General features: G+C 35.1%; 26 protein-coding genes. 21 read left to right on the forward strand and 5 right to left on the reverse strand.

Annotation, left to right across the window (positions count from 1 at the left end; genetic code table 11):
* Positions 1-224 precede the first annotated feature (224 nt).
* From AC2A1G_RS12600 to AC2A1G_RS12610, 3 genes are all read left to right on the forward strand, one after another.
* Positions 225-857 (forward strand): peroxiredoxin, encoded by a 633-nt coding sequence (locus tag AC2A1G_RS12600; protein WP_056030238.1) that lies wholly within the window; start codon positions 225-227, stop codon positions 855-857.
* A gap of 107 nt (positions 858-964) precedes the next feature.
* On the forward strand, positions 965-1,270 hold the full coding sequence (locus tag AC2A1G_RS12605; RefSeq protein ID WP_484047267.1) for a thioredoxin family protein: 306 nt from the start codon (positions 965-967) through the stop codon (positions 1,268-1,270).
* Positions 1,271-1,275: 5 nt separating this feature from the next.
* A complete protein-coding gene (locus tag AC2A1G_RS12610; protein ID WP_484047268.1) occupies positions 1,276-1,524 on the forward strand; it encodes a DUF6952 family protein in 249 nt (82 codons plus the stop codon).
* 188 nt (positions 1,525-1,712) lie between these two features.
* On the opposite strand, the gene AC2A1G_RS12615 is transcribed toward AC2A1G_RS12610, so the two are convergent.
* On the reverse strand, positions 1,713-4,115 hold the full coding sequence (locus tag AC2A1G_RS12615; protein WP_484047269.1) for an alpha/beta hydrolase family protein: 2,403 nt from the start codon (positions 4,113-4,115) through the stop codon (positions 1,713-1,715).
* A 393-nt stretch (positions 4,116-4,508) separates the two neighbouring features.
* On the opposite strand from AC2A1G_RS12615, the gene AC2A1G_RS12620 reads away from it, so the two are divergent.
* The 4 genes from AC2A1G_RS12620 (at position 4,509) to AC2A1G_RS12635 (ending at position 6,543) form a co-directional block, all read left to right on the forward strand.
* Positions 4,509-4,928, forward strand: coding sequence for a hypothetical protein (locus AC2A1G_RS12620; protein ID WP_484047270.1), 420 nt, complete (start codon positions 4,509-4,511; stop codon positions 4,926-4,928).
* Between the two features lie 11 nt (positions 4,929-4,939).
* Positions 4,940-5,560, forward strand: a complete 621-nt coding sequence (locus AC2A1G_RS12625; protein ID WP_484047271.1) for a hypothetical protein — start codon at positions 4,940-4,942, stop codon at positions 5,558-5,560.
* 9 nt (positions 5,561-5,569) lie between these two features.
* Positions 5,570-6,043, forward strand: coding sequence for a hypothetical protein (locus tag AC2A1G_RS12630; RefSeq protein WP_484047272.1), 474 nt, complete (start codon positions 5,570-5,572; stop codon positions 6,041-6,043).
* Positions 6,044-6,156: 113 nt separating this feature from the next.
* Positions 6,157-6,543: a MauE/DoxX family redox-associated membrane protein gene (locus tag AC2A1G_RS12635; RefSeq protein ID WP_484047273.1), complete on the forward strand. Its 387-nt coding sequence runs from the start codon at positions 6,157-6,159 to the stop codon at positions 6,541-6,543.
* A gap of 79 nt (positions 6,544-6,622) precedes the next feature.
* Here AC2A1G_RS12635 and AC2A1G_RS12640 read toward each other — a convergent pair whose 3' ends face one another.
* The gene (locus tag AC2A1G_RS12640; protein WP_484047274.1) at positions 6,623-7,249 is read right to left on the reverse strand and encodes a CatA-like O-acetyltransferase; all 627 of its coding nucleotides are present in this window, start codon (positions 7,247-7,249) and stop codon (positions 6,623-6,625) included.
* A gap of 96 nt (positions 7,250-7,345) precedes the next feature.
* Between AC2A1G_RS12640 and AC2A1G_RS12645 the strand changes: the two genes are divergently transcribed.
* The 10 genes from AC2A1G_RS12645 to pdeM all read left to right on the forward strand — a co-directional run bounded on the left by AC2A1G_RS12645 (position 7,346) and on the right by pdeM (position 18,414).
* Positions 7,346-7,936, forward strand: coding sequence for a TetR/AcrR family transcriptional regulator (locus AC2A1G_RS12645; RefSeq protein WP_484047275.1), 591 nt, complete (start codon positions 7,346-7,348; stop codon positions 7,934-7,936).
* A 65-nt stretch (positions 7,937-8,001) separates the two neighbouring features.
* Positions 8,002-8,463, forward strand: a complete 462-nt coding sequence (locus AC2A1G_RS12650; protein ID WP_484047276.1) for a hypothetical protein — start codon at positions 8,002-8,004, stop codon at positions 8,461-8,463.
* 2 nt (positions 8,464-8,465) lie between these two features.
* Positions 8,466-8,768, forward strand: coding sequence for a DUF3817 domain-containing protein (locus AC2A1G_RS12655; protein ID WP_484047277.1), 303 nt, complete (start codon positions 8,466-8,468; stop codon positions 8,766-8,768).
* Complete coding sequence (locus AC2A1G_RS12660; RefSeq protein ID WP_484047278.1) at positions 8,765-9,124, forward strand: rhodanese-like domain-containing protein; 360 nt, start codon at positions 8,765-8,767, stop codon at positions 9,122-9,124. The genes AC2A1G_RS12655 and AC2A1G_RS12660 overlap by 4 nt, the downstream gene beginning before the upstream one ends.
* Positions 9,125-9,171: 47 nt before the next feature.
* On the forward strand, positions 9,172-10,197 hold the full coding sequence (locus tag AC2A1G_RS12665; RefSeq protein WP_484047279.1) for a ligase-associated DNA damage response exonuclease: 1,026 nt from the start codon (positions 9,172-9,174) through the stop codon (positions 10,195-10,197).
* A complete protein-coding gene (locus AC2A1G_RS12670) occupies positions 10,194-11,774 on the forward strand; it encodes an ATP-dependent DNA ligase (RefSeq protein WP_484047280.1) in 1,581 nt (526 codons plus the stop codon). Before AC2A1G_RS12665 ends, AC2A1G_RS12670 begins: the two co-directional genes overlap by 4 nt.
* A 242-nt stretch (positions 11,775-12,016) precedes the next feature.
* On the forward strand, positions 12,017-14,416 hold the full coding sequence (locus tag AC2A1G_RS12675) for a ligase-associated DNA damage response DEXH box helicase (protein WP_484047591.1): 2,400 nt from the start codon (positions 12,017-12,019) through the stop codon (positions 14,414-14,416).
* 118 nt (positions 14,417-14,534) lie between these two features.
* Positions 14,535-15,971, forward strand: coding sequence for a tetratricopeptide repeat protein (locus tag AC2A1G_RS12680; RefSeq protein WP_484047281.1), 1,437 nt, complete (start codon positions 14,535-14,537; stop codon positions 15,969-15,971).
* Between the two features lie 331 nt (positions 15,972-16,302).
* Positions 16,303-17,661, forward strand: a complete 1,359-nt coding sequence (locus tag AC2A1G_RS12685) for a T9SS type A sorting domain-containing protein (RefSeq protein WP_484047282.1) — start codon at positions 16,303-16,305, stop codon at positions 17,659-17,661.
* A 108-nt stretch (positions 17,662-17,769) separates the two neighbouring features.
* A complete protein-coding gene (pdeM, locus tag AC2A1G_RS12690; RefSeq protein WP_484047283.1) occupies positions 17,770-18,414 on the forward strand; it encodes a ligase-associated DNA damage response endonuclease PdeM in 645 nt (214 codons plus the stop codon).
* Positions 18,415-18,417: 3 nt separating this feature from the next.
* Here the strand turns inward: pdeM and AC2A1G_RS12695 are convergent, their stop codons facing one another.
* Entirely contained in the window at positions 18,418-18,756 is a 339-nt protein-coding gene (locus AC2A1G_RS12695; RefSeq protein ID WP_484047284.1) for a helix-turn-helix transcriptional regulator, read from the reverse strand.
* 227 nt (positions 18,757-18,983) lie between these two features.
* On the opposite strand from AC2A1G_RS12695, the gene AC2A1G_RS12700 reads away from it, so the two are divergent.
* Entirely contained in the window at positions 18,984-19,643 is a 660-nt protein-coding gene (locus tag AC2A1G_RS12700) for a Crp/Fnr family transcriptional regulator (protein WP_484047285.1), read from the forward strand.
* Position 19,644: 1 nt separating this feature from the next.
* Here AC2A1G_RS12700 and AC2A1G_RS12705 read toward each other — a convergent pair whose 3' ends face one another.
* Positions 19,645-20,280: a Crp/Fnr family transcriptional regulator gene (locus tag AC2A1G_RS12705; protein WP_484047286.1), complete on the reverse strand. Its 636-nt coding sequence runs from the start codon at positions 20,278-20,280 to the stop codon at positions 19,645-19,647.
* Between the two features lie 540 nt (positions 20,281-20,820).
* Here AC2A1G_RS12705 and AC2A1G_RS12710 point away from each other — a divergent pair.
* Both AC2A1G_RS12710 and AC2A1G_RS12715 read left to right on the forward strand, forming a co-directional pair.
* Positions 20,821-21,327, forward strand: coding sequence for a pyridoxamine 5'-phosphate oxidase family protein (locus AC2A1G_RS12710; protein ID WP_484047287.1), 507 nt, complete (start codon positions 20,821-20,823; stop codon positions 21,325-21,327).
* Positions 21,328-21,358: 31 nt separating this feature from the next.
* Entirely contained in the window at positions 21,359-21,703 is a 345-nt protein-coding gene (locus AC2A1G_RS12715; RefSeq protein WP_484047288.1) for a hypothetical protein, read from the forward strand.
* A gap of 87 nt (positions 21,704-21,790) precedes the next feature.
* Here the strand turns inward: AC2A1G_RS12715 and AC2A1G_RS12720 are convergent, their stop codons facing one another.
* Positions 21,791-24,325, reverse strand: coding sequence for a phosphoenolpyruvate carboxylase (locus tag AC2A1G_RS12720; protein WP_484047289.1), 2,535 nt, complete (start codon positions 24,323-24,325; stop codon positions 21,791-21,793).
* Between the two features lie 131 nt (positions 24,326-24,456).
* On the opposite strand from AC2A1G_RS12720, the gene AC2A1G_RS12725 reads away from it, so the two are divergent.
* The gene (locus AC2A1G_RS12725) at positions 24,457-25,056 is read left to right on the forward strand and encodes a hypothetical protein (protein WP_484047290.1); all 600 of its coding nucleotides are present in this window, start codon (positions 24,457-24,459) and stop codon (positions 25,054-25,056) included.
* Positions 25,057-25,068 lie beyond the last annotated feature (12 nt).

Raw genomic sequence — 25,068 nt, forward strand, 5'->3', positions numbered from 1 at the left:
CAGATTTAGGTACAAAACTTAAATCTGATTTTTTTTGATAGACAAAAACTTTATTTAAAATCAATAATGAAATTATAATCTATTGAATCATATCAATTTCTGTTTCTAAAGGAAGAACTTCAGCTTAAAACAATTATAGATTTTATTTATTAAAATACTTTATTTCAATAGATGAAAAGCAATATATTTGCATCATTAAATTTTAATTAAAAAACGAGAAAATTATGTCTTTAGTAGGAAAAAAATTCCCGAATGTAACAATCGACGCAATGTCTGAAATGGGTGATGATTTAAGAATCAACGTATTTCAGGAAGCTGCAGAAAACCAACAGAAAGTTCTTTTATTCTGGTATCCGAAAGATTTCACTTTCGTTTGCCCGACTGAGCTTCACGCTTTTCAGGAAGCTTTACCTGAATTCGAAAAAAGAAACACTAAAGTAATTGGTGCTTCTTGTGATACAAACGAGGTTCATTTTGCCTGGTTAAATGTATCAAAAGACAACGGTGGTATCGAAGGCGTAACTTACCCGCTATTGGCTGATACTCACAGACAGCTGGCAAATCTGCTTGACATCGTAGATCAGGATCTTGATTTTGACGAAGAAGGAAATGAAGTTTTCACAGGATCAAACGTAACTTACAGAGCAACTTACCTTATCGACGAGACTGGAAAAGTTTTTCACGAAGCGGTAAACGATATGCCTTTGGGAAGAAACGTAAAAGAATTCTTAAGAATGATCGACGCTTACACTCACGTTCAGAAGCACGGTGAAGTTTGCCCTGCCAACTGGGAAGAAGGAAAAGATGCGATGAAAGCAGACAGAACTTCTACTGCAGAATATTTAGCTAAAAACTAAGATAGATCAATATAACAATGTAGCAATTTACCAGTGTAACAATTATTGGTACACTGGTAAATTTTTAGATTGCTACATTGTTTATTTTTTTCAAAAAAAATAAACTTATGTATACAGAATTAGCGGAAGATACGTTGCAAAGCATTGTAAACGATAACGAAAAAGTTGTTGTACAATACGGAGCAACATGGTGCGGAAACTGCAGAATTATGAAGCCGAAATTCAAAAAATTAGCTTCTGAGAATGATGCCATTCCTTTTTTATATGTGGATGCAGAGAAACTTCCTGAAAGCAGAAAATTAGCTAAAGTTGATAACTTGCCTACGTTCGCCATCTTCAAAAACGGTGAACTGGTCAATCAGGTTCAGTCTAACAAAGCTGAAAGTTTAATCGAATTATTCAACGAACTTTAATTACAATGAAGTTACCGATTATAAGACAGTTTTTTCAGACTCAGACTCCTGAAAATTTAGAGAAAACTTTGGAAGTTCTGGAAAGCTTTACAGAATTCAGAGGAACAAGCGAGGAAGACATGAATGTTGCCGGAGAATTGATTACCAATATCTGCGGCGCTTTGGAAGTTCACGCCAACGTACAAAACGGAATGAGCGAGAAAGATGCCCTAAACTCTTTTGCTCAAAAGGTTTTAGGATCGATTGATAAATAAATTTTAGTTTTAAAGCTAAAAAAATACTGCCCCTGAAAGATTAAACTTTCAGGGGCAGTTTAGTTATTTCAAGCTGAACTCAAACTAATCTTAGCATTGAACTTAGCTGAGTGAAACGCCTTTGCGAACGAAAAATATTTTCACAATTGTAAAAATAACCTTTGCGCTCACTGCGTTTAAAATCACACCTACTTCTTCAAACACTTCTCCAGAAACTGATCCTGTTCCCAAAGCAAATGCAAAATGTTTTCTTTCGCAACATATCCGTGCGCTTCTTTAGGTAAAAGAACCATCTTAACCGGTGCTCCAAGATTTTTCAAAGCCTGAAAATACCTTTCAGTCTGCAAAGTAAATGTTCCCGGATTGTTGTCTGCATCACCATGAATCAACAACAGCGGAGTTTTCATTTTATCGGCATTCATAAACGGAGACATTCCGTTGTAGAGTTCCGGTACGTCCCAGTAATTTCTCTGTTCGCTTTGGAAACCGAATGGCGTCAAAGTTCTGTTGTACGCGCCACTTCTGGCAATTCCGCAGGCGTAATCTTTGGAATGCGTCAGAAGATTGGCTGTCATAAACGCTCCGTAAGAATGTCCGCCCACAGCCACTTTTGTCCTGTCAATATAACCTAATTGATCCACTGCATCAATTGCCGCTTTTCCGTTGGCAACCAACTGCGTAATAAAAGTATCGTTCGGTTCTGTTTTCCCCTCCCCGATGATTGGGAATGCTGCATCATCCAAGACCGCATACCCTTTTGCCGTCCAATAAACAAACGAACCGTAATATGGGAATGTAAAGTCGTTAGGGTTTTGTGTGTTCTGCCCTGCCGTATTTTTATCTTTGTACTCTGTTGGGTAAGCCCAAATCAGCAACGGAAGCTTTTCTTTCTTTGCTTTTCTGTCGTAGTTGGCAGGTAAATAAAGGGTTCCCGTCAATGTAACGCCGTCATTTCTTTTGTACGTAATCACTTCTTTGTATACATCTTTAATGCTTTCAAAAGGATTGGCAAACTGCGTTACCGGCTCAGATTTACTGGACTTAATATTTTTCTTAAAATAATTCGGATAGGAACTAGCCGACTGCTGTATCGTTAAAACATCGCCTTTTCTAGGATCGATAATATCGATGATTTCTTCTTTGGCATTTTTCAGATTTGAGGTGTAGAGTCTTTTCTTTTTTAAAGATTTCATATCCAGCTCATCTACAAAAGGATGCTGACCGTCCTTCGTAAAGCCCGCCCCAATCAGGTAAGCCTTCTCTCCTTTCATATTCACCACGTATCTTCCAAAATCATTTTTAGTCGTGTTGAAACTTCCCGGATCACTGTAAACATCCTGATAATTCCGGTCTTCGATGACCTGAGATTTTCCGCTGTTCAGGTCGATCAGATAAGATTTTGTATTTCTGGTGTCGTACCAGCCTTCCGAAACGATGGCATAATGATCGTTTGTCCAGCTCGTGCCTTCGTAGCGCTGTTTTGTTTTAAAGAAAGACTTCGGAGTTCCGTTAAAAGGAGCATCCAACGTGAAAACTTCATCTCTGAAATCCACTGTTTTAGACTGATCGCCACCATCCAAAGCTTCGGCATACACCAATGTTGCAGGCATATCGCTTCTCCAGCTCATGTCTCTTTTTCCCATTCTTACAGAGGAGAAACCTTTAGGCATAATTTCATTCAGAGGTATCTCATTCACCACTTTTACTACATTTCCACTCGCATCGTAGACAGTTGAAGTCATCGGAAAACGGTTCAAAGGAACGATGTAGGAATAAGGTCTTTTTATTGTCGTTGCCATCAGATATTTTCCGTCCGGAGAATAAGATAAATTGGCATACAAATCTTTTTCTTTAAATTTTTTCTGATTTCCATTGAGGTCAGTATGGTATAATTCAGAGCTCATCAGGTTGTCAAAATTCTTTTCATCCTGAGGATTTTTAAGCAAATCCTGGTACGTTCTGTTCTGCGAAACCTTTCCATCGGCAGTAGAAACAATCGGGCCTGTCGGTAAATCTTTTGAAGCATCAATCAGTTTAGGACGGTTGGCCGGAAGTACTTTTAAAAGGAAACTCTGAGAATCCTTCATCCACGAGTAAGCCGAACCATAATTGGCATTCAGATTATCCTGACTGATTTTCTTTGCTGTAGCAGTTTCCAGATCAATCACCCAAAGTTCAACTCCTTTATCGGTGGTATTGGTAAAAGCCATTTTCTTTTCATCGGGCGAGAAACTTGTATTCGTAATCTTCGGATTTTGAGGCAAGCCTTTTACCTGAACTTCCGTTTTATCATTCATCTTCCGTACTTTCAGATTGTTGATGTACGTGACTGAACTTGAAATATTGGTTACCGGATTAATTCTCAAACCGCCCAGTTTCATTTCCTGCTGATTGAGATCATCAAGGGTTTTATACGTTGGTCTGTACACAAAAACAACCCAGTCTTTCTTTGAATTGGTTAGAACGCTAGGTGGTCTGTCATAATCTGCCAGCTGCAAAATCTCCGCAGAAGGCTTCTGATAGCCGATGTTTTCCTGCGCTTCATAAAAATTCAGAAAAGCCAGCAAACAGATGGTTAATTTAATCTTCATAATCTAATTGATTTTTGACGAAATTAATGAAAAATAGTTTTTGTCGGAGGAATAATTTTGAGATGAATTAGAGTTTTTGAAAAGGATATTTCTTCGGCTTTCGTTTGGGGTTTGTTCGGGTGTTGTTCGGGAAATGTACCTGTTTTCCGAAGCAAACCCGAAGAGTTGTGGAAGGATTGTGGGAGAAAGTGGCGAAAAGCGATTTTTTTAGAAAGCAAATATTTACCGAAAATGCAATAAAATATCTTTTAGTATCTGATAAAATACTTGTAAAATTTCAGTCGAAATACTGAATACTTTGAGGTTTTTTGTATTTATTTTTGAAATTAAGGATAACCGTAATTATTATGCATCCACACACTATATCTTTGCAAAAAAACAAAATATCCTAGCATGCAAATTAAATTACAGTTTCTTACATTTTTTCTGTTTTCTATAATCTTAAGTGCTCAAACGCTTCATAAATATGGCGGGTCAGATCAAGATGAGTATTTAGGATGTTTAAATTGTGATTCGTACGATAAAAATTCTATTTGGAATAGTTACGGAACTTATGGTAACTCATATAATACAAAATCTATTTGGAATTCTTATGGAACTTACGGAAACGAATACAGTTCATACTCTCCATGGAATAATTATGCCTCAAATCCTCCTGTTGTAGTAGATAAAAATGGGAACTTTTATGGCTATCTTACAGTAAATTCGTATAAGAGCCAGAGAGCTAATTCAAGCTTAACATCATTACTTTACGAATATCATGAGCTTATTAAGAAAGATGTGAGTGGGTGGTACAATAAAATTTCTAAATAACTGGTTATATCATGAAAAAAATTCTAATTCCATGTTTTATCATTTTGAGCATTTACGGAAATGCACAAAATAGAACTGCTACAGCCGTTGGAGCTGCTGCAACGGCAACGGCGATAACTTTTTTGGCAGCTAATGCTGTAAAAAAGGAAGTTGCAAAAGAAATTTCGCAGTTCCGGTCTAAAGAATATATTATTAACAATATTATTGGCAATGCTGAAAATCGTGAAATTAAATTTGAGACAGAAAGTCTTGCATCAGATGACAGTGGTGGCTTGATTTCTGTGGCATTTAACTGTACTGAGGTGAATGAAAGAGGTCTTTTACTTGCTTTCTTTGGCGACAATAGAAATTCTGACGGAAATATTGGAAGTGCGTATGCTTTCCGATATCTCCCTTTAAACGAAGCACAATCCATTTTACAAAGATTAGAACAAGTCAGGGACAACAACTCTAAATACGTCTCCGAATCTTCAAATGTTAATAACGTTTATATTCAACACAAGGATATAAAATTTGTTTTATATCGCGACTCTGGAAATCAAATAAGAGTTTTTTGGAATGGATTTGAGGTAATATGGGAGCAGACAGCATTTGACAGAACAAAGAGAAGATTAAACAAATGGTTTAAATAAATATTGACCATGAAAAATATTAAAGTAGTAATAATTGCTACAACAGTTTCCACATGTTTTGCCTTATTCAGTTTTATATCGGTACCAAATAATTTCATTGAGATATATAAATCATCAGACTATGCGATTTCTTCTCGCCGTGAAAGCAGTAACTCGGCTTGGATTAAATGGGCCTATCCAACAAAAAAAGTAAAGGATAAAAAAGGTAAGTTTATTATAGTTGGTGGCAAGCAGAATCTGCAGCTGTGGGACTGTGATTGTTCATCAAAAAATTATGATATTAAAAACTGGGTAGAATATGGTAGGAATGGAAAAGTAATATCAAGTTCTCAAATTCCCATCTATAATCAACCTGTAATTCCAGAGTCAATTGGTGAACTGATTTTTGAACATATATGCGCTAATAATGACGACTACTATTATGGCAATATATTTCATAATGATTCCCTTGACAATAATATTGATTCTACAATGACATACTAAGAAATTAATAGTAAAAATAAATTTGATAAATTAATGTTAATCGAAACCTGCCCACCAGCAGGTTTTTTGCTTATCCAAAATATCCTCCCTAAATTAGCATCAAACACCACAACATGAAAAACTTTAAAACTGCCTTCTTTTTCCTGAAACTTCCGATGGCAATTTCGCTTTTGGGACACGGTTTGGTAAGAATTCCCAAGCTTGCAGAATTCAGTGATGGCATGATGAAAAGTATGGAGAAATCTGCAATTCCGGATGTGCTTATTTTGCCGTTCAGCTATGCACTGCCATTCTTGGAAGCCCTGATCGGAATCGTTTTGCTGATTGGTTTTCAGACAAAATACACGCTGTATTCGGCAATTGCACTGATGAGCATTCTTATTTTGGGAAGCAGTTCTGTTGAAAACTGGTCAGCGATTGAAGCGCAATTGCTGCATTCTTTTTACCTTTTCGGGCTGTTCTGGTTTTATACAAAGTACAGTTCTGAAAGCAAAGTTTAAATCAAAATTCAAAAAACCTTGTCAGGGTTCGAAACTTTGACAAGGTTCGCAAATAGCTATCAAAATAGGGTAATCAAATTTACTTATTCAGTTCCTCCTGAAAAGCCTCAAAATACTTCGCTAAATCAATACCATCAGCCAAACCGTGATGTGCTTCAATAGAAACAGGCATCATCTTTTTGCCATCTTTAATACTGAATTTTCCGAAAGCTATTTTGGGAATACATTCTTTAGGATTCAAATCTGTAGGATGCAGAATTGCAGAAAAAGAATGCCAAGGAATTGTTGTATGCCTGATATGATTTAAAGGCAAAACATCATTGCTGATGCCTAAACCTTGGGTATTATGTACGCTTTCAATCTGACTTTGCAGACGCTCGTTAAAAATCTTAAAATCATCAGAAAACTCAAGATAAGAAAAACCGAAAGTTCCATCGGCTCTCCCAATGGTACTGCCTACGTGTACAGTTTCGTAGAGGGCAATTTTACCGTCGACTATTCTCAACTTCAAAGCGTCGATTTTATTGATTGCAACCATAGATTTAAAAAGATAGAAAGCGAAAAAAGAATATCCGTTTTTCTTGGCATTATCATAGGCTTTTGTACAGTCAACTTCCGTGGTAAAGCCAAAATAAGGACTTTTTAATGATGAGAAAAATTCAAAATGTTCTTTTCTGTTCCAGTTTTCAAAATCTATAATCTGCATTAAATTTAATTTTCTGCAAATTTCCGAAAGATAATCTGGAATGGAAAATAATTGTCAGAACATTTTAAATTTATCTAAAAATCGTTTCTTTGCTTCATGAAAAAATCTGAAGCTACCCGTCTCAATATTCTTCAAAAAGCATTCGAACTGATCTATGTAAAAGGGTATCAGACGACGAGTATTGACGAAATTATAGCAACCACTCAAGTGACAAAAGGTGCTTTCTATTATCATTTTAAAACTAAAGATGACATGGGTTTGGCGATTCTGAACGAGTTGATGATTCCGAACTTCAAAAATAATTTTATCAAACCTTTTGAAAATGATGGAAATCCGCTGGATACGATTTACAGTTTACTGCATTATTTACTGATGGAAAGTGAAGATTTAAAGGTGGAATACGGTTGTCCGGCCTCCAATTTCACTCAGGAAATGGCTCCGTGGAATGTTGAATTTACAAAAGCATTGAATACACTTTCTTTAGATTGGGAGAAAACAATGATTGATGCGATTGAAAAAGCAAAAGAAAACGGAATTATCAAAACTGATGTTCCTGCTAAGGAAGTTGCTGTTTTTGTGATGTCCGGTTATTGGGGCGTGAGAAATTTAGGAAAATTAGAAAATTCAAAATCGGTATATCTTATTTATTTAAAAGGACTTAAGTCTTATTTTGAAACTCTTAAATAATTTTTTAAACAAAAACATACTAATTAGTATGTTTTTTATTTACTTTTGCTTCATCAAAATAATTGATGATGTATCAAACCCTTACATTTTTGCATTCTACTTTTCGATGGTTAGTTTTACTGAGTTTACTCTACTCTATTTTCAGAGCTTACAAAGGTTATTTTCAGAATAAAGAATTTTCAAAAACAGATAATTCAGTAAGGCATTGGACGGCGACAATTGCCCACATTCAGTTGGTTTTAGGAATAACATTATATTCTCAAAGTCCGATTATAAAATACTTTTGGAAAAATTTCAACGAAGCAAAAGAATCATTTGATTTGCTATTTTTCGGATTGATTCACATTTTTCTGATGTTGTTTTCCATTATTTTAATCACAATCAGTTCTGCCATTTCCAAGAGAAAAACAACTGATAAAGAAAAGTTTAAAACAATGCTCATTTACTTTTTAATAGCGTTACTCATTATTTTCATTGCGATTCCGTGGCCATTTTCCCCATTTGCAAACAGACCTTATTTCAGATAATTATGATAAATTTATTTAAAACCAAAATCGGACGTTTGAGAATCATCGCGATTCTTGAAGGAATTTCATTATTAACTTTAATATTCATCGCCGTTCCGTTGAAATATGGATTTGATAATCCAGCTTTGGTAAAAATGATGGGACCTATTCACGGTTCATTATTTCTGTTGTTTTTGTTCAATACTTTGAGTGTCGGCGTAGAACAAAACTGGAAATTCAAAGATATAACTTGGAAAGTACTTTTAGCTTGTATTATTCCATTTGGGACATTTTACATTGACAGAAAAATCCTCAGCAAACTATGAAGAATATGTTGATTTTCTGTGGCGTAATTCTATTGATTTACATTGTTTACAGGGTTTATAAATACCAGACTTTAGATGATGGTTTAGATAAATTAATTAAAAATGGCGCCATCATTCTCGATGTGAGAACAGAAAAAGAGTTTAAAACCGGACATATTTCCGGTTCACAGAATATTTCTTTAGGCGAAATCAGAGAAAGATATAATGAACTTGACAAAAATAAAACCTATATCACAGTTTGTTCGCACGGTTTGAGAAGCGTAAAAGTCGAGCATATTTTAAAAGAAAAAGGGTTCAAAAAAGTGTATAACGGCGGAGCGTGGAGCGATTTGCAGAAAAGTATTGAGAAAAAATAATTTGGTTAGGTTTTTGAATATTCAGAAACACACTAATCATCACACTTTTGAAACTCATTACATTCACAAACAAAGGCATTTATTGTCCGCAAGGAAAATTTTACATAGACCCGTGGCGACCAGTTGATTTGGCGGTTATCACGCACGGTCACGCAGACCACGCTCGTTGGGGAATGAAAAAATACCTTTGTCATCATTTTACCAAACCAATTTTAAAGAAAAGAATTGCTGAAGATATCGAGTGTCAGACTTTGCAATATGGCGAAGTTCTCGATATCAACGGTGTGAAACTTTCGCTTCATCCGGCTGGACATATCATTGGTTCGGCTCAGATTCGGTTGGAATTTAAAGGTTATGTGAGCGTGATTTCCGGAGATTATAAAGTTCAGGATGATGGATTGAGTACGCCTTTCGAACTGGTAAAATGCAACGAATTTGTTACTGAAAGTACGTTCGGGCTTCCTATTTACAATTGGCTGGAAGTTCCGGATTTGAATAAAAGACTTCAGAATTGGGTTTTAAGAAATCAGGAAAATCAGAAAACTTCTGTTTTTATAGGTTATTCTTTGGGTAAAGCACAGCGGATAATGAAAGCTGTTGAAGGAATGGGAAAAATCCACGTCCACTACTCGATTGGAAAATTGAACAAAGCTTTTGAAGAGGTTGGAATTGTCCTTCCCGAATATGAAGTTCCCGATTTTAGAGAAAGCATCAAACACGTTGCGGGAGATATTGTTATCGTTCCGCCGGCTTTGGTGGATAGTAATGTGATTAAGAAAATTCCGGATGCGGCGACAGCGATTTGTTCTGGCTGGATGCAGGTTCGTGGTGCAAGAAGATGGCGAAGTATGGACGCTGGTTTCCCGATGAGCGACCACGCCGACTGGAAAGGTCTGCTGGAAGCTGTGAAAGCGACGGAAGCAGAAATCGTGCACGTTACACACGGTCAAACGGAAGTTTTTTCGAAATATTTAAATGAAATCGGAATTAAATCTGATGTTGTGGAAACACTTTATGGAGACGATGATGAAGAGGTAACTGAAAAAGAAACCACTGAAAATCCTGAAGTATGAAAAATTTCGCAGAACTCATCAACGCTCTCGAAAGCACCAATAAAACCAATGCCAAAATCGATGCGATTATCGATTATTTGGAACGTGCTCCTGATGATGATAAATTGTGGTTCATCGCCCTGTTTACGGGCAAAAGACCGAAACGAAATGTGAATACCAATTATATGAAAGAATGGGCGTTGGAGATTATCCAATTGCCTTTTTGGCTGTTTCAGGAGAGCTATTCTTCGGTTGGAGATTTGGGCGAAACTTTGTCATTGATTCTTCCGCCACCAACAGAAAAAATAGAGAAATCTTTGTCTGAATGGATGAATGAAATCGTCGGTTTAAAAAATAAATCTGACGCAGAAAAAAAAGAATTCGTTCTGAATTCCTGGAACGGTTTGGATTACACGGAACGATTGATTTTCAATAAATTATTGGGCGGAAGTTTCAGAATCGGAGTTTCAGATAAAACTTTAATTAATGCTTTGACAAAATTTTCCGGACAGGAAGCAAGTACGCTGATGCACAGTTTGATGGGAAAATGGCAACCTGACGAAGTTTCATTCAAGGAACTGATTTCTGCCGAAAATATCAATCCTGATAATTCAAAACCCTACCCTTTTTGTTTGTCTTATGCGCTCGAAAAAGATTTGGAGGAACTCGGAACTCCCGATGAATGGCTGATTGAATACAAATGGGACGGAATTCGTGGACAAATCATCCGAAGAAATGATGAAGTTTTCATTTGGTCTCGTGGAGAAGAATTGGTTACCGAACAGTTTCCCGAAATCAAAGAAGTTGTTCAGAATATGAAAGGAAATTTTGTGATTGATGGCGAAATTCTCGCTGTAAAAGATGATAAAGTTTTAAATTTTAATGAATTACAAAAACGTTTGAATAGAAAGACTTTAACCAAGAAAATGCTTTCTGAAATTCCGATTCAGGTTTTTGCGTATGATTTGTTGGAATTGGAAGGAACTGATTTGCGGGAAAAACCAATCTCCGCAAGACGGGCAATGTTGGAAGAATTATTATTAAATGAAAATCCCGAAAACATCAAAATTTCTCAAGCCATTGATTTTGAAAACTGGGAAGAATTAAATAAGATCAGAGAAAATTCCAGAGAAATCAACAGTGAAGGTCTGATGCTGAAGCAGAAAAATTCTCACTATCATTCCGGCAGAAAAAAAGGCGATTGGTGGAAATGGAAAATCAATCCGTTGACGATTGACGCTGTTCTGATTTACGCTCAAAAAGGAAGCGGAAGACGAAGCGCTTATTACACCGATTATACTTTTGCCGTGAAAAGTGAAGATAAATTAGTCACAATTGCAAAAGCCTATTCCGGATTGACTGATAAAGAAATAATGGAAGTCAGCAAGTTTGTGAACAAAAATGCGATAGAGAAATTTGGTCCTGTCCGAACCGTAAAACCCGAGCTTGTTTTCGAAATTGCGTTTGAAGGCATCGGATTTAGTAATCGTCACAAAAGCGGTGTTGCATTGCGTTTCCCGAGGATTTTAAGATGGCGAAAAGATAAAACCGTGGATGAGATTGATAATATTGAAGAGATTAAGAAATTGATACAATAAATTTTTTAAACGCAATGGTCGCAAGGTTTCTTTTTAAATTTTTGAAAACATTTTTTGTTCGCAAAGGCACTTCGTTCAGCAAATGACAGAAATTTTTCTTAGCTGAGTGAAACGCCTTTGCGAACGAAAAATATGCAGGAGAATATCAAAAAATCTTTGCGCTCTTTGCGTTTAAATAAAATAATTATCAGAATTTGGGCAACTACGAAAATACCAACGGCTTTAAAATCATTCAAAACTGGATGATGGAAAAATCGATTTCTCCTTTCAAATTTCAGATTGATACTTGGCAGAAATTCGGGAATGGTTACAGCGGAATGGTTGTTGCGCCGACCGGTTTTGGTAAAACTTATTCCGTTTTTTTAGCTTTGATTTCAGACTTTCTGAATCATCCCAAGAAATACAAAAGCGGACTGAAAATGATTTGGATTACACCACTTCGTTCGCTTTCCAAAGATATCGCCAAAGCAATGCAGGAAGCGATTGACGAGATTGGTCTGGATTGGGCAGTCGGTGTAAGAAATGGCGACACAGACCCGAAAGTCCGTCAGCAACAGGTCAAAAATATGCCCGAAATCCTTGTGGCAACTCCCGAAAGTTTACACTTACTTATTGGACAAAAAAATAATCAGCGTTTTTTCAAGGATTTGCAATGTATCGTTGTGGATGAATGGCACGAATTGTTGGGTTCAAAACGTGGTGTTTTGGTTGAATTGGGAATTTCTCAGCTTAGAAAATATGTTCCGAAAATGAAGATTTGGGGAATTTCTGCAACAATTGGAAATTTGGATGAAGCGATGGAGGTTTTGATTCCTTACAACATCAAAAAGACAAAAATCACAGCCAAAGAGAAAAAGAAAATCGATATCCTTTCGGTTTTTCCGGATGAAGTGGAAATTTTGCCTTGGGCAGGACATCTCGGTCATAAATTGGCAGATAAAGTTGTCCCGATTATTCTAAATTCAAAATCGACGATTGTTTTTACAAATACCAGAAGTCAGAGCGAAATGTGGTATCAACTTCTGCTTGAAGCTTATCCCGATTTTGCCGGACAAATCGCTATTCATCACAGTTCGATTGATGCGCATCTAAGAATTTGGATTGAAGAAAATCTAAGTAATGGTAAACTAAAAGCGGTTGTTTCCACGTCTTCTTTAGATTTAGGAATTGATTTTAAACCTGTTGATACTGTTATTCAAATCGGTTCTGCTAAAGGGGTTGCGAGATTTCTGCAACGAGCTGGAAGAAGTGGCCACTCCCCTTTTGAGACTTCAAAAATCTATTGCGTTCCAACCCATTCTTTAGAATTAATTGAGGTTTCAGCTCTGAAAGAAGCCGTCAAACAAAATGTGATTGAGCCTCGTGAACCACAGGTTTTATGTTTCGATGTTTTGGTTCAGTTTCTGATGACTTTGGCGATTGGCGACGGATTTTATCCCGATGAAACTTACGAAAGAATCAAACAAATTTATACGTTTCAGGAAATCAGGGATGAAGAATGGAAAGCCATCATCGATTTTCTAACGATTGGCGGAAGTGCGCTGAAAAACTACGAAGAATACCACAAAGTCGTCGTAATGGAAGACGGTTTGCACAAAGTGACTTCCAGAAGAATTGCGATGCTTCATCGGATGAATATGGGCGCGATTGTGAGCGATGCGATGCTAAAAGTGAAATTTATTTCCGGCGGATATATCGGAATGGTTGAGGAATATTTTATTTCGAAATTAAAGAAAGAGGAAAAATTCATCTTGGCAGGCCGTGTTTTGGAAGTCGCAATGGTAAAAGATATGACTGTCTATGTGCGATTGTCAAAGGGAAAAGCTTTAGCACCAAGTTATTTAGGTGGAAGATTGCCGTTGAGTTCAAATCTCGGACATTTTCTCAGAGAAAAACTTTCCGGAGCATTAAATCCAAAAGCATCCGAAAAAGAACTGAAGTTCCTTCATCCGCTTTTGATGAATCAGGAAGAACGTTCTCATATTCCAAAAGAAGACGAATTTTTGGTTGAATTAATTAAAAATCGAGAAGGTTATCATCTGTTTATGTATCCTTTTGAAGGTCGATTGGTTCACGAAGTAATGGCTGCGCTGATTGCTTACCGAATCTCCAAACTCTCTCCTATTTCTTTCTCAATGGCAATGAATGATTATGGTTTTGAGTTGTTCAGCGATAAAGAAATCCCGCTGAATGAAGATAATTTAGAGAAAATTCTGACAAGAGAAAATCTAATGACTGATGTGATTTCCAGTATTAATGCTGCGGAAATGGCTCGAAGAAAATTCAGAGATATTGCTGTGATTTCAGGAATGGTGGTTCAAAATTTTCCTGGACAACAACGTTCTAATAAATCGCTTCAAAGTTCGGCAGGTTTAATTTTCAAAGTTTTGGAAGATTATGACCCTAATCATTTTTTGGTGAGACAGGCTTATACGGAAGTTTTTAATATGCAATTACAGGAACAAAGATTAGTGGAATCTTTTAAACGGATTGAAAAATCGAAAATTATCCTGAAGTTTGCGAATGCTTTTACACCGTTGAGCTTCCCGATAAAAGTGGATAGTTTGAGACAGACTTTGACGAGTGAGAATCTGGATGCAAGAATTCAGAAATTGATTCAACAGGCTAAAAAAATCAAGTAGAGTGTTTTTTACAACATTTTTCAATTATTTTCACACAATTTAACATTATCATGTTTTATATTTCACAAATTCCTGTTTTTTATATATTTTTACTCTTTTAAATCTAAATTAAGTTTTTGTGAATTTTTTCAAAGCCATTAAAATCTCTTTTTTTACAGGCTGCGTTTTGCTTGTCAGCACTCCATCTTATGCACAGAAAACCCTTTCTGCCAATGAACTCGACCGCAAAATGAAAGAAAATTCTGAGCTTTACCAAAACAATATCGATCAGGCATTCCAACAGCTTCCTGAGCTTCTGAAACTTTCACGAAAACTAAAAAATCAGACGGCTGAGATGAAAATTATCGACAGGAAATGTCGTTATTTTTACAGCAAAAATCTTACAGACAGTCTTATCGTACAAGCCGAAAATCTGAAAAAGATTTCATCAAACTATCATGATTATTATTTTGAAGCGATGGCTAATGTTTATCTTGCAGAGACCTATTCTATCAATAATCTTCCCGATCGTGCCATTGAGAATTTGAATGATGCTTACGAGCTTTTAGAAAAGGCAAACCAAAAAAGTGAGAAGGTTTTCTTTGCAAAAGCTAATGTTTTAAGCAGTTTTGCCAATATTTATTTGGATAAAAAACAGCCGAAAGAAGCCGCAAAAAAAATCAAACAAGTCATCAGGAACGGTTATCAAATTGAAGATATTGAAAAAAGGAATGCTTTTCAGTATCTTAATTATTCTAATATTGCCAATATTTATCTTCAGATAGATATAGATTCAGCTAAGATATTTGCAGAAAAATCTCTTGCAATTCAGCCAAAAGACCGTCAGGATGATAGAAATTTAATGGCTAATTTTACGGTTTTAGGCAACTATTATGAAAAAAAAGAAGATTTTATAACCGCCATCAGATATTTTCATCAGGCTTTAAAAATTAATAAAACTAATGGAACAGATCTTAATCTTAACGAAATTTATCTTCCATTAGAAAGAATTTACTCTGCAATCAACCAAAAAGACAGTGCAGAATTTTACCGAAATAAAGCAGAAGCCTACGATTTGAAAGTAATGAACAGCAAATACAATTCATTACAAAAAGTCCTTAGCAAAGAAAAAGATCAGCAAAACAGGAGTCCGCAGTATTTTCTATATATCATCTTAGGAATGGGCATTCTAAGTGCACTTGGTCTTTATTATTTTACAAAAAAAAGAAAGTCTGCAACAATAAATGAAGTTGAATTCCGTCAGGAAAGGTCCGGACCATCAACGGAAATTATTCAACAACTCATTGAACTTTTAGAGAAAAACGACCCGACATTTCTTATTAATTTTGAGTTGGCTTTTCCAGAATTCATTGCCAACCTTTCACAAAAACATCCTGAACTCCAACCTTCAGAAAGAGAATTCTGTGCGATGCTGAAACTTAAACTCAGTACCAAAGAAATCGCAAAATATACATTTATAGAAACCCGTACGGTTCAGAATAAAAAATACAGACTTCGTAAAAAATTTGAGATCCCTCAAGATGTAGACATTTACCATTACATTGATCAGATTTAATTATTGAATTAATAGTTTTAGACCAAATTATTAACAATTATTTAATTAGAAATAGATTAATTCCAACAATATCATATTCTGTCAACTTGTTCACTTTTCTTGTTTAATTTAAAATCAGAAGTGCTTTTCCCTACCACAAGTACCCTTTTAAGACATTAAAGTACATGATGAGTATCTAAATTCACAATTCTCTCACCATGAAATTCGGTTTTGTTTTTTTTCTGCTTTAGATTTGTTACTACAAAAACCAATCGAAAATTCATCATTTATTCATTTAAATATTTAGAATTATTTCGATTATTCATTTAACAATTTTAAAATTAGAAAAAGTATGACTGTGAAATCTATTTTATTAAAAAAATCAATTCTTACTGCCTCAGTTTTCCTTTTGGGAATTACAGCAAAATCCCAGGGACAGTGGGATAATGTAGGATCAAATGCCACTGTATCTGCAGCCGGTGCAAGCTGGTTAAACTTTTTAACAACGGGTTCTGGGAATTATTATTTATCTTATTACGATACTAGTGTAACCAAAGGATCTGTACAGCAGTTTGATGGTCAGTCATGGTCTTATGTAGGCGGTACACCCGGTGTAACAACTACAACAGCACTTTACGGATGTATGGCCATGGATAATGCGGGAAGCATATATTACAGTAATCAGGCTGGAGCTGCTGGGATGGAAATCAGAAAATTCAGCAATGGTGCGTGGTCTATGCTTCCAAATGCTGCAACTTCACAGATTAATTATCAGGCTTTGGCGGTTTCTTCGTCAGGTGATGTTATCGCTCATCACTCACTAAACAATGGTACCGTTAAAAGATATAAAAACGGAGCATGGGAGCAAGTGGGAAATACTGGCTTTGCAGGCGGTTCTACTTATGTAAAAATGGTGGTTGGTAGTGATGATTTTATTTACGTAGCACAAGTAGTAAGTGGTTTGAAAGTTTACAAAATAAGTGTTAATGCCAGCAGTACAGATACCTGGACTTTAGTAGGCGGAGCAAATGCAAGCACAGCTTATTCATCAGATAATTCTTTCATTGATATTGCTTTAGATAGTAACAATGTGCCATATGTTTCTTATGTTTCGGCAAGTGGTGATGGCAGAAAACTTAACGTGAAAAAGTTTGACGGTACAAATTGGGTACAGGTTGGAGCTGCAAATTTCTCAGACTCAGTAGTTAATAATACCACTATTGCCTTAGCCAGTAACGGAACAGTTTACGCAGCTGCAAGTATCTGGGACAGTTCAAATGCCAATCATGCAAAGAATCAGGTATATGCTCTAAATCCCGGTGCAACGGCCTGGAATAAAATAGGAGGAACTGTAATTTCTGATGGCGCATCTACATTTAATGAGCTCGCAGTAGATTCTAATAATAAAGTAGTGCTTGCCTATATTGATAATGGCGTGAAAGTGAAGCGTTTTGATGCCGCTCTATTATCAGTAAAAGATGTAAAAAAATTAAATATTGAGATATATCCAAATCCTGTAACCGATTATGTTTATGTAAAAGGTCAGGGTAAAATCTTATCAGCTGAAGTTTATAACACAGCAGGACAGATGATTAAGCCTAATTTCGATGCTGAGAAAGTAGATCTTTCAGGATTGAAAACCGGCTCTTATGTTCTGAAACTAAAGCTGAACGAAGGATCTGAATACACACAGAAAATTTTGAAGAAGTAAAGAAAAAATACATTCATAAATACTTAATTTTTTGATAGAATCCTGATTTTTTCAGGGTTCTATTTTTGTTTAAACTAAAAATAAAAGCAATAAATTTGCAACTTCAAAATGAAAGTTTCTACAAAAGTAATTAAGATAAAAAATCAAAGTTTTGTTCTCACCAATCAGCGTGCTCTGTTTTGGGAAGACGAAAAAGCTTTGGTACTCTCCGATCTTCACATCGGGAAAAGCGCACACTTCCGAAAAAACGGAATCGCACTTGCCAATCAGGTTTTTGAAAGCGATCTTCAGCGTTTATCTGTTTTAATTGAATATTTTCAGCCGGAAAAATTTATGGTTGTTGGCGATTTGCTTCATGCGGGAGATAATTCTGAAGTAGCAGAATTCTGTAGTTGGAAAAAGCAGTTTCCTGACCTAAAATTTCATCTGATTGAAGGAAACCATGACCGGATTTCTAAAGCTTTAGATAAAAAATTATGTCTTGATTTTAGAGGCGAAAAATATGAGTCTGAAAATTTCGTATTCATTCACGACTTTGATACAAAACAGGAAAAGTTTCAGATTTCAGGACACATTCATCCGGGATATGTCATTAATTCGCCTGTAAAAAAAATTAAACTTCCTTGTTTTATATTGACAGAAAATCAACTTTTGCTTCCGGCATTCAGCGAGTTCACAGGTCTGGACACAAAAAATCTCCCGAAAAATGGAAGATTCTATGTTTTTACGGATGCCGAAATTTATGAGATTTGATTTTTACAATTCGTCAAACCACTTGTAAATATCTACATCAGAAGCGATGTTCAGTTTTTTTCTTATTCTGTTTTTCCTGTTTTGTATAGCTTTCGGAGTTACGAAAGTATAGATAGCAATTTCTTTCGTGCTAAAATCCAGCTTCAGGTAAACACAGAAAATTAATTCAGACTTTTTCAAATCCGGATTAATCTGTTTTAGATTTTCAAAAAATGTTGGAAATATAGATCTGCAGGTATTCAGCAGTCTTGGCGAATTATTTTTTGCAAGACCTACAATTTCCTGATTATCTGTAAAAATATTTTTTTTACTTTTAGAAACATTTATATTTTTGTCGTTCATATTTTAAATTATCACCACTTATTCTGTGGTTTCAAAAACGGTTCCACAATGTAGTTACCTGTAATTTTTTATGCTTATTAAAGCTTTTCTTACAATTTTTCAAATATATTATTGTTAATCGTATAGTTTTTATGATTGAAATCACAGTAGTTTCAGCATAAACACAGTGTTTTTAAATTGAAAATCCTTTCCATGTGGTATCTGTGTGGTACTACATTCATTCACTTATGAAAAAAAAATTTTTTTTCTTTACATTTTTAAAGTTCACAGTAGACAAAACCGCATTATTAAACATGATTTCTGAAGATCTCCTACTTTCATTCGGAGCCGAATACAAGTCTTATGACAACGACGACAAAATTTTCTCGGAAAATGAAGTTGCCAATTATTTTTATCATATTACCGAAGGAAAAGTAAAACTCAACAATTATATAGAAAACGGAAAAGAATTTATTCACGGGATTGTTGCTGAAAACAGCAGTATTGGTACTTCTTATCTTTTCACAGAAAAAAAATACAGCATCAACAGCATCGCCATTAATGACGTTACCGTTTTAAGACTTCCCAAGCTATCATTTCTTGAATTGTTGAAATCAAATCAGAACATCTACCCTTTCCTGATGAGCCATTTATCAGAATATATGCATTATCAGTTTGTGATGATGCAGACTATTGCCGTACAGAGTCCAGAGAAAAAGATCAAGGCATTTCTTGATTATCTGAAAGACAATGAGCAAGACCAATCTGAATTTTCGCTTCAGATACAGCTTACAAGGCAGCAATTGGCTTCTATTACAGGTCTCAGTGTAGAAACAGTAATAAGAGCAATAAAAAATATGGAGAAAAACGGAATTTTAAAAATTCGGAACCGTAAGATTTTCTATTAATTTAATAATAGATTTTTCTTGCTTCAATTTTCAGAAAGTTCTCTTTTTCAAGTTTTTTGGCAGTACGGATTACTGTTTCCACTCTAAGGCCAATCAAATCCGCAATCTGTTGACGGGTGAGTTTTACTAAAAACGAAAATTTATCATCATCTTTATGAAAGCTTTTCAGATAATCTAAAAGTCCCAAAATTCTTTTTTCTGGAAGCGATGATGCCAAATTCTGAATCATTGCTGTTTTAAAATACAATCTCTGCGAAAGACATTTGTTGGTATCCACAGACAATTCGGGATATTCTTTAATTAACCTGAAAAAATCATCTTTTTTAAGCTTAATAATCTGGCAATCAGTTAATGTAACAGCGTTAATGTTATAATTTTTATGTAAAAACAGAAATGAATCACCAAAACTTTGATCCTTACCCAAAATATTCTGAATAAATTCGCTTCCCATTTCGTTATAATTATTCTCTTTTATGCTTCCATCAACAATCTGAAAGTAATAAGCGGGTTTTTCATCTTCTTTAAAGATAAACTCATTCTGTTTGTAAGATTTTATTTCACCGCCAAAAGACAGAAGTAGTTCTTCTTCTATTTTCATGCAGCTCAGCGTTTTAGCTACGGGAAGGTTATCAGCCATAAAGGGAATAATTATTTAACTAATTTACAAATTTTTGTATTAAACTAAAAATACAATTCTACTCTTTTTACAGAATAGAATTGTAGTTATTAAATAACGAAACAAACTTTTCATTTCGTGGAATCATTTCTCATTTTCGATGTTTTTGCAGAATCTGCAGTCATCACATTGGTCCTGAGGTATTAGATTTACAGGAGCTGTCATTGAGTCTGTAGAAATAGAATCAGACATATTTGTTGAGTTGTCGTCAGCTTTTTTTCTTTACAGCATAATGTAAACAAAACAACAGTCGCTAACAAAAATAATTTTTTTATAAAATTTTATTTAAGTGTAATTTTTGAATTCGTAGACTAAAATAAAAATAGCGCAGGCACCAAATTATGATTACAATCATAGAATACCCATATTTTTAAAATTAAATTAAACAAAGGTCCTAATTTTAATAAAAAATATATTTTTTGTGTAAATTTCAATATAATTTGTAAAATTTGGTCAGCTTTTTGAATTGCTTAGAAAATCACACACTAAAATATTAATATTATGTCTACCGAAAACCTTATGCGTGAAGACGCAATTAAGAAAATCAAAGAACTTTCTGAAGCTGCCAGAATCTGTATGTTCTGTACAGATTTGGGAAAATTGCCAAGCAATTCACGACCAATGTCTTTACAGGAAACAGATGAATCTGGAAACCTATGGTTTATCAGCAGTGATACAAGCAACAAAAATTTTGAAATTAAAGAAGACAACCGAGTTCAGCTTTATTTCATGAACAATTCAAATTCTGAATATCTTTCTGTTTATGGTGAAGCTTTCGTTTACAAAGACCAATCAACAATTGAAGAAAAATGGTCACCAATTGCCAATGCGTGGTTTGACGGAAAGGACGACCCTACCGTTTCCATCATCAGAGTGGAACCTAAAGACACGTATTACTGGGACACAAAAGCAGGAAAGCTTGTGAGTCTTCTAAGTTTTGTAGCGGCTGCAGTTAGTGGCACTAAAAGCGACAATTCTGACGGCGTAGAAGGAAAAGCAACTATTTAATGAACTCATTCACTATTTAAAACTTAAGATCATGATGTTTGAAGATGACCCAAAACCTATTGTGCAGGAAGCAACGGTTTTGAACAGTAAATCTGTAGTTTCCCAAATCATCAGCTTTGGCGCAGATAAATCTTTTATTCTGAACTCCTTACAGAGAATGAAAACAAGCACGGGATGTGAAATAAGAAAGAAATTAATCGATAATTTTATTACAGAATATCTCGCTAATTTTTCAGCCTTCGTTGAAAATCAGGGCTTTGATACCTTTTCTGAAAACTACAGAATATCACCTGTTTATGCAAAACAATCCTATGAAAAGGTTTTAAAAGAACAGGAATATCTTTCCAAAATCATGATGGGCTTAAATGGTGAATAAATACATTAAAATACAGTAAAATAAACTGCCCCAAAAAAAAATTATTTCTTTGGGGCAGTTTGTTTATTTTAAAGTGATTATTTTTTTCTAAGCCGAATTTCTACTCGCATTAATATTTCCAAACAGCGATCTCGTAACGAGCTTTTCATAAGCTTCTTTATTGCCTTCACCTTTCTGAATTTTCATTAAAGCATATTGCTGAATACTCAAAAGGGGCAACACAATCTTCTCACGAATTTTAACCGATTTTCTTGAAAGCGGATCTTCCTGCTGAAGAATTTTAAAGCCTGTCAACTCCAGCATAATATCTCTTGAAAGCTGGTATTCATCAAAAAGAACCGTCCAGAACTCACCAAATTTTGGGTTATCTTTAATATAATACGTTAATGGAAAATAAGTCTTATTCATACTCATCATCGAATTTAAAACCAAAGTTTTGAAGAAATCGGAACCAGAATACAACTGTCTGATCTCATCGAATCTACCCTCTTTTTTCAATTGATTCATCGCAAATCCAAAACCGAAGAATCCCGGTACATTCTGCTTGAGTTGAGACCATGAACCCACAAAAGGAATAGCGCGAAGATCTTCAAATTTCAGTTCATTTCCGCTTCCTCTCTTTGATGGACGACTTCCGATATTGGTTTTTCCGTAATATTGAAGTGTACTCATTTCCTGCAGATACGGCACGAACATCTGATGGGCTTTTAAATCTGAATATTTTTTAAAACTAATCTCCGAAAGTTCTGAAATTAAACTCCTTTCAGCATCCGTCAAATCTTTCTTACTGCTTTTAAAAACATCATTTTCCACTCCCGCAGTCAAAAGCTGTTCAAAATTAAACGTTGCCTGTTCTCTGTTTCCAAAAATACTGGTAATCGTCTGCCCCTGAATGGTCAATTCAATTTTATTATTGGCAATTGTTTTTCCCTGTGAAGCATAGAAATCATGGGTTTTACCACCGCCGCGCGCTGGTGGACCGCCTCTACCATCAAAAAAGACGACTTTAATTCCGTTCTGTTCTGAAATGGAAGTTAATACTTCTTTGGTTTTGTAAATTTCCCAGTTCGCCTTTAAATAACCTCCATCTTTGGTTCCATCAGAAAATCCGAGCATGATGGTTTGCTGATTTCCACGGTTTTCAACATGTTTTTTATACACAGGATGACTGTAAAGTTCATTCATCACAGATTCGGCGTTGGCAAGACCTTCCATGGTTTCAAACAAAGGAACGATATCCATTTTAATATCCTCTTCCTGATAGCCGCAAAGTTTGAAAAATGCATAAACATTCATCACATCTTTAATATCATCAGAATTGGAAATAATATAACGGTTCATCCCTCTCAATCCGTTTTGCTGCTGAATATCTGTAATCTGGCAAACAGTTTCTAAAGTATCTTTTACAATATCTTCAAAATCGTTGATGTTGATTTTTTCTGAAGTTTCAATCAACTTTGAATATTTTGTCTTAAAATCTGCTTCGTTGCTACCAAATAATTTTGTATAAACTGTATCAATTACCTGCTGATGAACTCTGCTGTCTTGTCTTACATCTAGAGTTGCGAAGTGGGTTCCGAAAATTTTCACACGGTCTTTAAATCCTAAAAGAATATCATGGAAAAGTCCGTTGTGGTGTCTCATCAGTATTTCTTCAGCTTCGTCAATTTTCTGAAGAATTTGCTCTGCATTGAGTTCATGATCTTTAAAAATAGCATCGTAAAGCATTTCACTCAGATCTCTTAAAATATCAGAAACTCCTCTGAAACTCAATCTTCTTCTAACAAATTTCAGATGATTATAATATGATTTTAAAATGGCAGAACGTAATTCTGAAGCAACTCTTTTCGTCACTTCAGCAGTCACAAACGGGTTTCCGTCACGATCACCACCTGGCCAAAATCCCAATTGGATAAGATCTTCGTGCAGCTGAAAATCTTCAGTAGAAAATGTTCTTTTTATTTTGGTGAAAAGATCTCCGACAGTTTCATAATAAACAAATCTAAGATAAGTGATGATGCTTAATGCCTCATCAATCGGTGTTGGTTTTTCTTTATTTACAAAAGGTGTTTTCCCGAGTTGTTGCAACAATATATCAATCTGAGTGATTGAATCAGAAGTGATTGCGGCCCTTAAATCATGAATTATTTTCTGAACAGAATTTGGATAAAACTGCGTTGGGTGTGCTGTAAACACCACTTTCACACTAAAATCTTCCAGCTTTTCACGTACTTTTTCCAACTCGTGATTATTGATTGCCTTTTCATATAAATGAGTTACTGTTCCATTGTCATTTTCTGCGTGTAGACTAGGGAAAGCAGCATCCTCAATGCTGTCAAACAACACGACCTGTCTTTCAATATATTGTATAATTTTAAAGAGCAACTCCAGTTTCTGGTCTTCTGTCTGAAGATCGGTATGGCTTGTAAAAAATTCTTCAACAATTACCTCGGGGGTTTTGCCTGCCTCGTAGCCGTTTTTACTTTCTTCATATAAAAAAGGAAGAAGCATCCCGATATTGGTCATTTTATCGTAAGGCAGACTCATAAAAAGTGAATTGTAAATCTGAAACTTGTTTTCAACAATCTGCCTGAATTTTTCTGTGCGCTGGTCTTGTATCATACAACAAAAGTAATAGATTTATGTTTAAAATTAATAGCTTTAAGATTTAAAAATTATTAAATTTATCTCAAATAAGATGTTTTAATTATCTAATCATTAATTTTAACATCTAACAAAGTTCCACACGCTTCATGAAAAAATCAGGTTTATTTACTCTACTTATTGCTCAGTTTTTTTTTAGTCAAAATACACAAACACAAGATTATCAAAAGATTCCAGATGTTTTTGATACCGCAGAAAATCTATATCCATTTATAAAACCATCAGAAAAATTCTCTTATTGGAAGGCATTTACAAATCATTCAGACTCTGAAAAAGCAGTTTTATATGAAAGTCAGTATCCTGAGCCTATGACTATTCTGGAACCTGCACCTGAAAAAGGATTCTTCCAGAAATGCTTGGGAGAAAACTGCTATCATTACATCATTGCCTGTAAAAATGGCAGAACACAATATTTTAAAAATGAAAAAGATTTACAAAATTTCATCGGAGAAGTGGACAACATTGGCGAAGCCGTTTTAATAGCCCGTATTTATGGTTTTTCAGTTGACATTAACAATATTGAAGGCGGTTCGTTTAAACAGGATGAACAAAATTTTTACTTAAAAACCTTTAAAGTAAAGAAATGTGCTGATGTAAGAGAATCTTTTTTGCTGACCATCAAAAGAAAAAGCGGGCAACTAAAGTTTCAAAATAAAGGAATTTACACTCCAAAAAAGACATGCGAATAAGGAGTTTGGGTG

The sequence above is a fragment of the Chryseobacterium sp. HNCC26DJ240 genome, from assembly GCF_057180485.1.

Bases quoted from the DNA above. Each gene is read 5' to 3' on its own strand.
- AC2A1G_RS12710 (WP_484047287.1), top strand. From the start codon at position 20,821: ATGTCTACCGAAAACCTTATGCGTGAAGACGCAATTAAGAAAATCAAA.
- AC2A1G_RS12645 (WP_484047275.1), top strand. From the start codon at position 7,346: ATGAAAAAATCTGAAGCTACCCGTCTCAATATTCTTCAAAAAGCATTC.
- AC2A1G_RS12725 (WP_484047290.1), top strand. From the start codon at position 24,457: ATGAAAAAATCAGGTTTATTTACTCTACTTATTGCTCAGTTTTTTTTT.
- AC2A1G_RS12650 (WP_484047276.1), top strand. From the start codon at position 8,002: ATGATGTATCAAACCCTTACATTTTTGCATTCTACTTTTCGATGGTTA.
- AC2A1G_RS12695 (WP_484047284.1), bottom strand. From the start codon at position 18,756: ATGAACGACAAAAATATAAATGTTTCTAAAAGTAAAAAAAATATTTTT.
- AC2A1G_RS12700 (WP_484047285.1), top strand. From the start codon at position 18,984: ATGAAAAAAAAATTTTTTTTCTTTACATTTTTAAAGTTCACAGTAGAC.
- AC2A1G_RS12600 (WP_056030238.1), top strand. From the start codon at position 225: ATGTCTTTAGTAGGAAAAAAATTCCCGAATGTAACAATCGACGCAATG.
- AC2A1G_RS12705 (WP_484047286.1), bottom strand. From the start codon at position 20,280: ATGGCTGATAACCTTCCCGTAGCTAAAACGCTGAGCTGCATGAAAATA.
- AC2A1G_RS12635 (WP_484047273.1), top strand. From the start codon at position 6,157: ATGAAAAACTTTAAAACTGCCTTCTTTTTCCTGAAACTTCCGATGGCA.
- AC2A1G_RS12625 (WP_484047271.1), top strand. From the start codon at position 4,940: ATGAAAAAAATTCTAATTCCATGTTTTATCATTTTGAGCATTTACGGA.
- AC2A1G_RS12660 (WP_484047278.1), top strand. From the start codon at position 8,765: ATGAAGAATATGTTGATTTTCTGTGGCGTAATTCTATTGATTTACATT.
- AC2A1G_RS12610 (WP_484047268.1), top strand. From the start codon at position 1,276: ATGAAGTTACCGATTATAAGACAGTTTTTTCAGACTCAGACTCCTGAA.
- AC2A1G_RS12640 (WP_484047274.1), bottom strand. From the start codon at position 7,249: ATGCAGATTATAGATTTTGAAAACTGGAACAGAAAAGAACATTTTGAA.
- AC2A1G_RS12675 (WP_484047591.1), top strand. From the start codon at position 12,017: ATGATGGAAAAATCGATTTCTCCTTTCAAATTTCAGATTGATACTTGG.
- AC2A1G_RS12630 (WP_484047272.1), top strand. From the start codon at position 5,570: ATGAAAAATATTAAAGTAGTAATAATTGCTACAACAGTTTCCACATGT.
- AC2A1G_RS12715 (WP_484047288.1), top strand. From the start codon at position 21,359: ATGATGTTTGAAGATGACCCAAAACCTATTGTGCAGGAAGCAACGGTT.
- AC2A1G_RS12685 (WP_484047282.1), top strand. From the start codon at position 16,303: ATGACTGTGAAATCTATTTTATTAAAAAAATCAATTCTTACTGCCTCA.
- AC2A1G_RS12605 (WP_484047267.1), top strand. From the start codon at position 965: ATGTATACAGAATTAGCGGAAGATACGTTGCAAAGCATTGTAAACGAT.
- AC2A1G_RS12655 (WP_484047277.1), top strand. From the start codon at position 8,466: ATGATAAATTTATTTAAAACCAAAATCGGACGTTTGAGAATCATCGCG.
- AC2A1G_RS12720 (WP_484047289.1), bottom strand. From the start codon at position 24,325: ATGATACAAGACCAGCGCACAGAAAAATTCAGGCAGATTGTTGAAAAC.
- pdeM (WP_484047283.1), top strand. From the start codon at position 17,770: ATGAAAGTTTCTACAAAAGTAATTAAGATAAAAAATCAAAGTTTTGTT.
- AC2A1G_RS12615 (WP_484047269.1), bottom strand. From the start codon at position 4,115: ATGAAGATTAAATTAACCATCTGTTTGCTGGCTTTTCTGAATTTTTAT.
- AC2A1G_RS12620 (WP_484047270.1), top strand. From the start codon at position 4,509: ATGCAAATTAAATTACAGTTTCTTACATTTTTTCTGTTTTCTATAATC.
- AC2A1G_RS12670 (WP_484047280.1), top strand. From the start codon at position 10,194: ATGAAAAATTTCGCAGAACTCATCAACGCTCTCGAAAGCACCAATAAA.